Below are 11,721 nucleotides of genomic sequence, written 5' to 3' on the forward strand. Positions count from 1 at the left end.
TCATTACACAACGTATCTGGAGGTAGCTATGGCCGACGCGGTCATCGTCGATGCTGTCCGCACCCCGATCGGCAAGCGGGGTGGATCGCTGTCCGATACGCATTCGGCCGACCTGTCGGCGACTGTTCTGCGCGCGCTGATCGAGCGCACCGGACTGGAGCCCAGCCTTATCGACGACGTCATCTGGGGCTGTGTCGGGCAAGTGGGGGATCAAAGCTTCAATATCGCGCGCGTCGCCGTCTTGTCGGCGGGCTGGCCGGAAACCGTGCCGGCCACAACGGTGGATCGCCAATGTGGCAGTTCCCAACAGTCAGTGCATTTCGCCGCCGCAGGACTCATCAGCGGACAGTACGACTTCGTGGTCGCAGGAGGAGTGGAGAACATGACCCGCATCCCAATGGGAGCCACGGCCTCTAGCGCCCACACCGGGGCCCACAACGAGCCGTTCGGCCCCACCTTCTTCGCGCGCTACCACCGCCGGCCTCACCAAGGACTCGGCGCCGAAATGGTCGCCCAGCGGTGGGCATTGTCGCGCCAGCAACTCGACGAGTTCGCGATGCAATCACACGAGCGTGCCGCGACCGCCACTGATAGCGGGGCATTCACCGACGAACTGGCACCAGTGATGTTGCCCGATGGCTCGCGCTTCGCCGCCGATGAAGGTATCCGGCGCAACGGCACTCTTCAAACCTTAGGGGCGCTGCGCCCGGCGTTCGACCCCGACAACGGCAAGATCACCGCCGGCAACTCCAGCCAGATCAGCGACGGGGCAGCAGCCCTACTGTTGACGACCAGCGCCACAGCCGCCGCGCACGGACTGCGACCACTCGCACGCATCCATACCGCCGTGGTCGCCGCCGACGACCCGATCATCATGCTCACCGCGCCGATCCCGGCCACTGAGGCGGCGCTAAAGAAGAGCGGGCTACGCATCGATGACATCGGCGCCGTCGAGGTCAACGAGGCCTTCGCCTCGGTTCCATTGGCGTGGTTGGCCGAAACAGGCGCCGAGCCCGCAGCGCTGAACCCCAACGGGGGTGCAATCGCGCTCGGCCACCCACTCGGCGGCTCTGGCGCAAGACTGATGACCACGCTTGTGCACCACATGCGGCGACACGACATCCGCTACGGGCTGCAAACCATGTGCGAAGGCGGCGGCATGGCCAACGCAACTATCTTGGAGCGGCTGTAGCGCTACGGGCTACCCGAACATGATGGCCTGGCCGACTCCGGGACCGCATCAGGTGGTTGATGTTCGCTGTCATGACGCATCCAGCTTTCTCCGACGGACAACCGGCCACGCGAATGCCTCAAAGCGCCATTGCGCTCTGCTAGAGATGAAACCTATAATATATGGTACTTAATTAATTAGGTGCTGACGCGGGTGAGCGATATCGTCATGGTTACGGCGTTAAAAACGCTGCAGCCAGCCGAATCTGGTGGGATTGCGTCCGGCCGAAGTGCTTACGAGCGGGCGCGACGACCAGTGCTCTGGTTCGCCGCACTGGGTGCCGTGATTCTGACGGTGAACGTGGCATTGGCGATCCCCGAGACCTTTTGGGCGGTGAACGCACATGAGTGGCCGGGTGACGTCACACAGGTGCTATTCCCAAAACCCATGCGGCCCACTGGTTAACCGTGCTTGCCCGGACCGCATGTTCCGATAACCAGACCCGGTTCTGGTTATCTAGATTGGAGTGGCAAATACGTACCCCCAGGGCGCTAATCCGCGGACGAGGCAGTTGCCGCACGGCCAACGGCTGGCGGCGGGCGGCGAGCACCGACTAAGTCGTTGCATCGTAGAAGTCGGGGATAATAATATATAGTAGTGAATTAGTTTCACCAACGGGGAGCGAGCACATCGCCATGACTACTGCGCTGGTTGGTAAGACGGCAGGCGAGCCAAGCGGCAGTGCGCACGGCAGAAGTGCCCAGGATCGCGCGCGACGACCTGTGCTGTGGTTTGCCGCATTGGGCGCTGTTATTTTGGCTGCCAACGTGGCACTGGTGACGGCGTGGGTCAGCGGGCCTAATTTCGAGCGGGTCCCAGCGGGCCCCGACCTGCCGCCGGGCTGGATGGCCATCACCCTCGGCACGGTACAGGTTTTACTTGTTGTGCTTGCCGTTGCGGCTTTAGGGTGGTTTCTCGTTCGACCCTGGGTCCGAGAGCGCCGCATCACCTTTGACGGCCTTATGTGCCTGGCCGGCCTTTCCGTATCTATCTGGGATCCCGCGTCTACTGCCGTGCAGCCTTGGTTTGCATATAACTCCTATCTGTTGAACTTTGGTAATCCGTTGTCGTCCTTGCCGGGGTGGCAGTCGCTCAATGTGCCGGGTCGGTCGATAGCCTGGTCGTGTCCAGTCTTGCCCACCTTCTACCTGGTGTGCATACCGCTAATGGCAATCATGGGTTGCGCGGTGTTGCGTACGACAAAGCGCATCTTGCCCCGGATCAACATCTTTGGACTAATCGCTGTTCTCGTGGTATCCATGGCCCTGTTTGACATTGTCCTAGAGGGCATTGTCTTTATGCCACTTGGCTTTTGGACCTATGCTGGCGGTCAGTGGCCTGTACTCTTCGCTGGCCACTACTACCAGTTACCGTTGAACGAGTGGCTTCATTTTATCGGCGTTGGTACCGCTTTTGCTTTGCTACGCTACGCGGTTAACGATCGCGGACAGACGATTGTCGAGCGCGGCGTCGACCAAATCGTAGGTGGGCCAATTAAGCAAGCCGGCATCCGACTGCTGGCGATCATCGCCGGTCTGCACATCATCGTGTTCGCGCTGTACCACGTCCCGCAGACGTTCTGGGCGGTCAACTCTCACGCGTGGCCGCGCGACGTAACAGATCGGTCGTATTTCCAAAACCAGTGTGGCCCATTGGTTGACCGGGCGTGCCCCGGACCACACGTCCCGATCACCAGACCCGATTCTGGTTACCTGGATTGGAGCGGCAAATACGTAGTGCCGCGGTAGAGCCTTACTCGTGTGCGGGCGATACAGGCGAGCCCACAGCGCTCCGCAGCAGGTGGCGCCGTATCCGCTGCCTGCGTGTGTCGAGTGCTGGCAGTACCAAACGCGGTGGCGCCAAAAGCCATAACCGTGATCTCCTCGCCCATCTGTTCGCTGGTGTCACAGACCACGACCCTGTACCGGCACCGGTGTAACCGGAACGTGGCTGCCAGACCGGCAGGCGCAGAACCGCCCGCATTGGTCGACGATCACGTCCACCGCCCCTTGATTTGTCGTCGTTGGTTCGTTCGCCCGGATCGGCTACTCAATGTGCAAGGACCACAACACGTTAGGGGCTCTTGCCAGGTAATGAGCCTCGCACGGGCATGTGGAAGCCGGGGGCACCGGGGCATGGGCCGTAGCGCGTTCCGGTGACGCCGGGTGCGTCGCAGACTCCATTGAGCAGGTCTGGACTTATGTGGGGCCAGGACGTTTCGTATGGCACGTATAGCAAATCAGGGATGGTCGCCGGGCCCCAGGCGATGAGCTGGAAGCATCCGTATAGGGCCAGCAGGGCGACAACGCGTCTGCGTATTGGGGGGAGGTGGTCGATCCTTTGCTCGACGATCGTCTGGTTCCGGTCGTTCTTGAAGGTGCGGATCATGACAGGAAGGGAGAAGAATGCGGCGCCGGCGATCCATTCGACCACCGGAAAACGTTGCCCGCCTCCAAAGTCGAATGGTGACATCCACCTCGGCGCAAGATAAGCCTCAAGTCCGAGTCTCATGAGGACGGGTTCGAGAACTGCGTCCATCACGAGGGCCATACTGAAGATCAGGAGAGCAAGCTGACGACGAGTCAGCGTTGGGTGCCGATGGCGAACACGTTTTATGGCCGCGCCCATCAGCATCGCCCCGCCGAGCAATCCCGCCGATTCCAGCGGGATCGAGAACAGCAAGGGGTCCGGTGCCCGCCCAGCGTCTGGATTCACGATGCCCGGTAGGTGGCCGAGGGGATTGGTGAGATTGACAAAGTCTGAGCTGAACAACAGAGCGGGAGCGAACAGATTGACGCTCAGATCCGCCCAGAAACATGTGAGGCCGGCGATCATGAACATTGCGTCAAAAGTCAGCCGCCGCTCGCGAATGCAGCCCCGAACAACGATTGTGGCGACGACTACGAACACGGTCAACGACGCGAGTTCATAGGCCAGCGCTGCGGTGGGACGCACACCGCCGTGGTCACGGTACTCAGTGACTTGGTGAGCGTCAGGTAGCCACGCGGCGATCGTCCAAATTTCGACGACGGCGAAGCACACCCCAATGGCCGCAAGAGTGTACGTCCACGACCACCGTGGTGACAACCGAGCTTTGTCCAGCACCCTGCCACGCAGCCAGGAAGACGTCCCCTTGTCGGACGCGTTGGCGGTGCCATGGAAGCCAGCTTGGGTGGTCACGATTACCGGACTTCAGCAGATACTGGTGGCGTGATGGTGGTACTGAGCGGTGTGACCTCTAACAGCTTGAGTCGACGTATCAGCCGCCACTGTTCATGCAGGGCTCGTCCTGGACTCGTGCGCACCACGACTTGGCATTGCCGCCCAGCCACAATCTGGTCTGCACCCGTCAACTGTGCCGCCGCAATCTCTGCACACACCGCTCCAACACGCACCATCGGGTCAAGCACCCACCCCACACGTAGACGCCGACTTCTCGTTCCCGTCACGGCGCGGCTCCCTCCCCGCAATGCCACAGCCAATCACATATCGATATTAGCTAATAAAGTACAACATTGAAACAATGTACGCATACGCGCGGATAGACTTCGTCGGCCTACCAGGTCGCATAGCGGGTGTGGTGCCGACTATGCCGGCCCCGTAATAAACGCATCCCGACGCGTGGTTGATGTGACACCACGTCGAGAAAGTCGCCTGAAAAGCGCCTGTGATGCGGTACTAGACGGCAGACCATTTCGAAGTGTCCACATCCAACTCCTTGACCCATATAACCCCCGGCTAGCGCAACCATTCGATCACTTCTCTGGCCGCGAGCTGGCCGGGGACACCCGACACCCCTGGCCCAGGATGTGTGCCGGCCCCGGAGATGAAAAGCCCGGGCACCGGCGTTCGATAGCCGCCGAGGCCGAACGCCGGCCGAAACGGTCCCATCCGACTCAGCGCCATGTCGACGTGATAGAGATTGCCGTCGGTTGCGTAGGTGCGTCGTGCTAGATCCTGCCAGGACTCGACGAAGCGGCCGATTTCGATGCTTTCCAGATTGGTGTAATAGCCGCGGAGCTCTTTGACAAGGCGCTCGGCCAGCGTCTCCTTCAAGTCGGGCCACGGCTCGGGCGGGTCCTTGGGCAGACCCCAGGCGTACAGGTAGACGGTGTCTTGCCCAGCGGGCGCTTGGCTGGGATCCACCGCCGTGGGGACGGTGACGCCAAACGGGACGGCGTCGGGCACCAGATTGCGCGCGGACTGTTCCTGTGCCATCCGCGTCGTCTCCATGGTCCCGACCCGAGAGAACGGCAACCGCAAATCAACGTCGTCGCGTCGCCAAGCCTGGTGGCGGGCGAGCTCCACCCTGCCGTTGCAGGCGATGTCGACCTTCAGGTAGATCGATCCCTCGTTGCTGGTTGGAATCTTGTCCACCCGGGCCTTCGCCTCGGGGGTCAGATGACCCTCGGGCAACAGCGACCCAAGCGTTTGAACGGGGTCGGCGGTAGAGAGAACACTTCGCGCCAGGATCTCCTCGCCGTTGTCTAGCTGCACACCAACGATTTTCCCGCCCCGAGCAAGCAGGGAGCTGACATGAGCTGATGTGCGGATGGTACCGCCGGTGGCCTGAAAGCACTTGGCAAGGGCCTGCGGTACGCTGCCGATCCCTCCGACTGGGCGGCTACTGCCGAACACCTCGTTGAAACCCAGCCACATTAGGCCGGCGGCGCTGCCCGGCTTGACGATCGGGTTGGCGCAGGAACATACCAGATCCATCGCCTGCTGCACCATCGGATGCTGGAAGCGGTCGCGGACGACGTTATAGACCGGCTGACGCAGAATGTTCACCAGTTCGGGCAAATATCGCGCCTGGGTGACGGCGGCCAACCCGGTGCGCGCCATCGAGCCAATCCGAGGCCGCAAGGGATTTTGCGCCAGCGCAGGCGCACCGGCGATCATTCCAGCTCTGAAAACCCTTGCCAGGCGCAGGAAGGCCTTTGCGTCGGCGTCGGAGAAGTGCGTGATCTCTTCTGCGGTGCGGTGGGGATCTCGCCAGAAGCAGATGGACGCGCCTTCGGGGTGCAGGTAGGCCAGGGTTGGCTCGGCCGGGATTTCCCTGAAGCCGTACTTCGCCAGCTCCAGGTCTTTGATGATCGTCGACATCCGCATGAACACAAGGTCAACCGCGCATAGGTTGAACAGGTGCTGTGGGGCGGAGTCGACCACGGGCATGGTAGTGGCCATACCTCCGACGAATGGCGCCCCTTCGACGACGAGAACGTCAAGACCCGCCTTTGCCAAGTAACAGCCCGCCACCAAGCCGTTGTGACCGGCGCCGATCACGATGCAGTCTGTCGTTCTCCGGGATCGCGCCAGCAGCAGTCTATCGGGCATCGCTCGTTCCTCCTGCGCTGACTAGTGATGTCGCGACTCCACGCCCTGCTAACAGGTCGGCCGATGAGGAATTTTAGACTAGGATTAAAAATTATTGTTCAGAAGGGACATTTCTAGATCTTGATCGTGGGGTCGCGGAGTTGCCGGCGCGTGGGCGCGATGCGCGGGCGCAGTTTGTTCTCAAGCATTCGGGGTGGTCACTCACGCCATCCCAGTGCCCTGTCGGCGCGTCGCGGTTTCCATGCTGCCTGAGCGATGGTTTGAAGCGTTCTCCTTCCATGAAGAAAACTTCGGCCGAGCATGACCAAGATGACATCGCGCTTTCTGATGTGGTGCTACGACCATCGAGTGACCGGACTGGGCGAATAAGAGAGTTCTTGGGCGGGCCGAACCCCGATGTAATCGTTGTGGGTGCGGACAAGCGCTAGTCTAGAAGGATTGCGATCCTGCACTCAAGGGTGATATTTTTCAGTTTCGAACAAAATTAGCGCTGGGAGACTGCATGTCGAGTTCGGTGATGCAGGAAGCTGTGAATGCGCGCCAGGTCAGTGGCGGCAGACGAGTTCTGATCTGGGCCAGTTTAGGGCTGCTGCAGGTACTGTTCGCTGCCTATTGCGTGACGCGCTGGTACGCGTCAGGCGAAATGTCGCCGACGCCGCCGGGCCCGGATGCGATGTCGCTGCCCAACATCGTGGTGATGTGGGTGCTGCAAGTTATCGGACCGGGCGTGGCAGTCTGGGCCATTTGGTATTTCGTGGCGAAACCCTGGCGTCGCGACGGTCGGCCCTCCGGGGACGGGATGCTATTGATTGCATGCTTTCTCATCGCTATTCCACACGACATTTTGTTGACCTACACGAAGCCGTCGTTCTCATACAACTCCCACTACGTCAACGCGGGTAGCTGGCTTTCCCAGGTGCCCGGAATTGGGACGCCCAACGCACACCGAATCCCCGAACCACTGTTGTTAGTTCTGCCGGGATACGCCTGGGCGTTGTTTCTTTGGGCCATCTTGGGGTGCGTCGTGATGCGGGCCGTGCGGCGCCGGTGGCCTGTCATGCCCTACGTCGGATTACTCGCCATCACGTACATAAGTCTGCTCGCGATAGACGTCGTGTTCGAAACCGCGCTCGTGCGCTTTCGCGTTATGGCGTTTACCGGTGCGGTACATCACTTTACACTGTGGGCAGGCACCACCTATCAACTCCCGATTCATGAAGTGCTTTGCTGGGTAGCATTTTTGACCGCTATGACCGCAATCCGGTACTCGCGTGATGAGCGTGGATTAACGTTCGTGGAGCAAGGTGTGGACAGCCTGCGGCTGCCGACCGCCTACAGACTTGGTCTCCGCCAGCTAGCCCTTCTGGGCGTCTGCACCGTGGCCATCACACTCTTCTACAACCTGCCCTGGCAACTCGTTTCGGCGCATGATGACAGCTTCCCGGCCAATATGCCGTCGTACATGCTCAACGGGGTCTGCGCCCCGCCAGCCACTGTGGCGACACCTCAGTTACCGCCCTGCCCTGGACACCACGGGTAGCATTCACACCTCATCAGGAGGTCAGTCGTACGCCGACTCCATCGTTGCGGCCGGCTCATTTTCACCTAAACGGGCCTACCGACGCGGAGCCGCCGACTATCGCGTCGACACCACCATCCCTCTTGTCCCGGGCAGACCGGGCTCTTTCGGTTCAGCAGTGAGCGGCCGCCAGATCACACCAAACCAATTTTAGTGTTTAGTATTCGGTTCGCCGGAAATGTCAGTCTCTGAATATCGGCAGTCGCACTTGGTTCAGCGCCAATTTCTGGTATCGAGGCTGTATAGGTATGGCAAGGTCACGAAGGCTCCAAGGAAACCAAGTACACACAGCGTGAGATAGCCGAACCAGCCGTAGAGGCTGTGTGCCATGCGCTGATCCCACCCCATTGCCAACTGCGTGAGCCACACCACCCAAACCAAGATGTAGCCCCACGACGTCACGATGACGACCTGATGGCCCCATTTGCGGAATTGCAGCAGCGCCCATGCCCCAGCGATACGCATCGGGAAAAGCATGAGGACGCAACCGACTTGCAGTGCCTTCTCGGAGACGAACGCTGTCCCGCCGAGGTGTGTGGTGTTGTAGCTGACGTAGTACGCCGCGTCTAGTGTGCGGCCCAACCCGGACCACCAGGTCAGCCCTAGCGCCGTGTCATGGCTGGGGAAAAGGTCTATGCCCCAAGCCACATAATTCAGCGCGGCGTCGACGAGGATGAACAACACCACCACCGACATTGTGCGCGGCCTCGTCAATTCTCCGGCGCGTTCAGCTTTGCGGTACAGGTAGATGCCATAGATCAACACCGGCAACCCGATCGGTCCCAGAACCACCGATCCACAGAGCATCGCTCCGACCAGGGTAAGCCAATCACTGCGATGCTGCAGTCGCGATGTTCGCCATGTTGGCAGCGCTGAACTACGTTGGGTCGCCGGGCTTTTCCCGCCAGATATAACCACGATCAGAGTCCTCCCCAGCCCCAGCGCAGCACGACATATGGCAAGAAGAAATTACCGAACACAAGAAGCACCAATAGCGACAACACTGACACCCGGTAGGCAACGGTCGCGGCAAGCACGTTGTCGCGTTCGGAGCGAAGCAGCGAGTCCCGTTGCTGCTGCTCGGTCGCCGGCGGCAACTCGTCGTGTGAAGCGAATGCGCCCAGTGAGCGCAAAAACACATACCAGAACACCGGCAGCAACGCCAACGCCACAAAGGTCACACCGAGGCGCCACCCGTCGCCCACGAAGGAACCATACGCCGGCACCTTGGCGGTCAGTGGTTGCAACCGAGTGTCCCCGAGTCCCGTGCCGGTTCCGGTGCGGGCACCAATGATTACCCCCGCAATACCCGCGCCCACCCAGATCAGGACGGTGAACCAGTAAAACGGCTGGAACGAACGCTGTCGATTTTCCAATGCGCGCGGCCGTTGCGCAGGGCCTTCGAGGCTGTTATTCATGGACGCTCCAACCTCCCTGTGCGTGTCCGAGGCCGGATTTAGGAATTTGGACACCCGCCTGACTACACCGGACCCGTCTCCTCAGCCGCCCGGCGGGACGTACTTACCGGACCAGTCGAGGTAGCCGGACCCGGGACGAAGGATCGGCGTAGATGGCCCCGGGCAGGCTCGGTTGACTGCCTTTCCGCACGTGTTGCCAAGAAAATAGGATCGCTGCTTGACGTCGTTTGGGTACTCTCGCGAGTGCAGAGCGATCAACGACACCGGGAGGTGGTACACGAGGATAAAGCACACATGTGCCGCCCCGATGACGGCCAGCGTGCGTATCCCGATGCGGCGCCACCCCGCCCGGAACGCCCAAGCACCGCGCTCGGCGACGGTCTCCCCGTGATCGTTGACAAAGTAGGCCAGGATGCCCGGTACGGCGAAGAACAGCCCGCCATGGAAGAGCTCCACGAATGGATAAGAAGCGTACGAGTTTCCGTACAGGAGTGGCCACGGGCCTCCGGCCAGCGAGTAGACGCCAAGCGGCTGCAAAATCATTTCCAGAACTACCTCGAAGGCCGTGCACGACAGGATGCCGATGACCACCAAGCTCACAGAGCCCAATGCCGGGAAGCGACGATGCGCTCTGCGCATGCTCGTGGAACCCAGCCAAGCGACCAGAGGGATCATGACGATGTAAGCGGCGAACCCGAAGAATGGGAACGCCTGACCGGCGCCGGCAGTGTTAGGGGAGAGCGTGAACGGGAGCTCAGATAGGACTGAGCCGCGATTAAACAGGTAGCTGTTGTAATTGAACCATTGCTGGGTCGCCGCCGAGACCCCATCCCATGGCGCGGCCAGCAAGCCGACGATCACGTATATCCCGTATATGGTCACCTTGCGCTCGCGAATCCAGGGCCGGACCAGGAGCCAATACACGACGGCCAACGCGGCCACCACGCCGACGATCTGCAAGACATCGAGCGTCGTCCGCATCCAGGTCGGCGGCTCGTCGGGGCCAACCGGAACGCGTTGGAAGTTAGGGCCGGTGAACCACTTCACCACGGCATAGACCTCGGCGGCCACCAGGACGGCCCCGACGACGGCCCAAAGGCGCACCGGGGATGCGGTTCGGGTGCCGTGCGACGTTCTCGATGGGGTGGGGGTCGCGATCGGCTGTACCTGGACCATCGCAGTGCCTCCTTTTCGGCCGCAGCGAGAGTGCGGGCTTGCTCTCTGGCGCGACGTCTTAAGCATCGACTATATGCGCACCTTACAAAAGTGGAATATATTTCTCTAGAGTATTTCGGATCGGGTTAGGGATCGATGCCTGGCGCAGTGGCGCTTCGGCGCCCCTCGGGCAGTCAGTGAGATAACGGAGTCTGATAGGCACGATTCCCGCCGCACCAACCGACTCCCGAAGGGCGATACCGGTGAACATAGCGCCTAGTCCGGCACTCACTACTGCCTGACCCGGCCCTAGAAGTACTTGGCATGACTATCTCAACTGAGAAGATCTCATTGGTGCGGCCATTAGCGACGGTTGTCTTTCTCGCCGGCATGTTTGCCGGCCGGGCTGATTCCACCGCCATCCCCGTCGCAGAGCGCCGTGGATCTCGCGGCGTTCTACGACGGCCGCCCGCACCAGATCCAGGTCGGCCTGATTATCGCGCTGTGCGGCGCTGCGCTGTGGTTCCCTGGCTCGCCAAGCTTGCGGCAGCCCTGAAAGACATCGCCGGCCTTGGATCAGTGGTCGGCTACACCCAGTTGGTGTTCGGGGTCTTCTTCGCCTTCGGCGCATTTGTTCCGCTAATTTTCTTGGGGCCGCGGTCTTTCGCGGTGACCGACCACCTGCCGAGGTGCAGGTGGAGCGATGGAGGTTAGCTGGTTTTCGCCGGCTTCGTCTACCACATTCGTCGTGGAGTTGTTGCTGTGTGCGCTGACCATTGCTTCGGATGCCCGGGCACGCCCGACCTTTCCCAAGTGGGTCGTCCACTGCGATGTGCTGCTTGCGGCCGCCAACCTTGTACCCGCCTTCGCGCTTGCAGACAAGTCGGGACCGTTCGCGTGGGACTGCGTCGTCTCGTATGGGATTGGCCTGACCCCGATCGGTTGATCCATGGCCTATGAGAGTCTTGCGGCCCACGACGTGGGCAGGAAGGCTCGACAAG

At 61.0% G+C, this 11,721-nt stretch carries 10 protein-coding genes; 5 read left to right on the forward strand and 5 right to left on the reverse strand.

What is annotated here, in order from left to right; all coding sequences use genetic code 11:
• Positions 1-28 precede the first annotated feature (28 nt).
• The 3 genes from BST14_RS18235 (at position 29) to BST14_RS18240 (ending at position 2,979) form a co-directional block, all read left to right on the forward strand.
• Positions 29-1,192 carry a thiolase family protein gene (locus tag BST14_RS18235; protein ID WP_083065793.1) on the forward strand — a complete coding sequence of 388 codons (1,164 nt, stop codon included), beginning with the start codon at positions 29-31 and terminating at the stop codon, positions 1,190-1,192.
• A 192-nt stretch (positions 1,193-1,384) separates the two neighbouring features.
• Positions 1,385-1,636 (forward strand): hypothetical protein, encoded by a 252-nt coding sequence (locus tag BST14_RS29610; protein ID WP_142279461.1) that lies wholly within the window; start codon positions 1,385-1,387, stop codon positions 1,634-1,636.
• Positions 1,637-1,866: 230 nt separating this feature from the next.
• A complete protein-coding gene (locus tag BST14_RS18240; RefSeq protein WP_083065794.1) occupies positions 1,867-2,979 on the forward strand; it encodes a spirocyclase AveC family protein in 1,113 nt (370 codons plus the stop codon).
• 325 nt (positions 2,980-3,304) lie between these two features.
• On the opposite strand, the gene BST14_RS18245 is transcribed toward BST14_RS18240, so the two are convergent.
• Positions 3,305-4,411, reverse strand: a complete 1,107-nt coding sequence (locus tag BST14_RS18245; protein WP_142279462.1) for a spirocyclase AveC family protein — start codon at positions 4,409-4,411, stop codon at positions 3,305-3,307.
• A gap of 558 nt (positions 4,412-4,969) precedes the next feature.
• Complete coding sequence (locus BST14_RS18250; RefSeq protein ID WP_083065796.1) at positions 4,970-6,568, reverse strand: phytoene desaturase family protein; 1,599 nt, start codon at positions 6,566-6,568, stop codon at positions 4,970-4,972.
• 502 nt (positions 6,569-7,070) lie between these two features.
• On the opposite strand from BST14_RS18250, the gene BST14_RS18255 reads away from it, so the two are divergent.
• Positions 7,071-8,108 carry a spirocyclase AveC family protein gene (locus BST14_RS18255; RefSeq protein ID WP_083065797.1) on the forward strand — a complete coding sequence of 346 codons (1,038 nt, stop codon included), beginning with the start codon at positions 7,071-7,073 and terminating at the stop codon, positions 8,106-8,108.
• Positions 8,109-8,360: 252 nt separating this feature from the next.
• On the opposite strand, the gene BST14_RS18260 is transcribed toward BST14_RS18255, so the two are convergent.
• From BST14_RS18260 to BST14_RS18270, 3 genes are all read right to left on the reverse strand, one after another.
• On the reverse strand, positions 8,361-8,939 hold the full coding sequence (locus BST14_RS18260; protein WP_142279463.1) for a hypothetical protein: 579 nt from the start codon (positions 8,937-8,939) through the stop codon (positions 8,361-8,363).
• A gap of 128 nt (positions 8,940-9,067) precedes the next feature.
• Positions 9,068-9,565 carry a hypothetical protein gene (locus BST14_RS18265; protein ID WP_142279464.1) on the reverse strand — a complete coding sequence of 166 codons (498 nt, stop codon included), beginning with the start codon at positions 9,563-9,565 and terminating at the stop codon, positions 9,068-9,070.
• Between the two features lie 81 nt (positions 9,566-9,646).
• Complete coding sequence (locus BST14_RS18270) at positions 9,647-10,741, reverse strand: spirocyclase AveC family protein (protein ID WP_158085893.1); 1,095 nt, start codon at positions 10,739-10,741, stop codon at positions 9,647-9,649.
• A 727-nt stretch (positions 10,742-11,468) separates the two neighbouring features.
• Between BST14_RS18270 and BST14_RS18280 the strand changes: the two genes are divergently transcribed.
• On the forward strand, positions 11,469-11,666 hold the full coding sequence (locus BST14_RS18280) for a hypothetical protein (protein ID WP_083065802.1): 198 nt from the start codon (positions 11,469-11,471) through the stop codon (positions 11,664-11,666).
• The last annotated feature ends 55 nt before the right edge of the window (positions 11,667-11,721 follow it).

Origin of the sequence: Mycobacterium arosiense ATCC BAA-1401 = DSM 45069 (genome assembly GCF_002086125.1) — a bacterium.
GTDB lineage: Bacteria > Actinomycetota > Actinomycetes > Mycobacteriales > Mycobacteriaceae > Mycobacterium > Mycobacterium arosiense.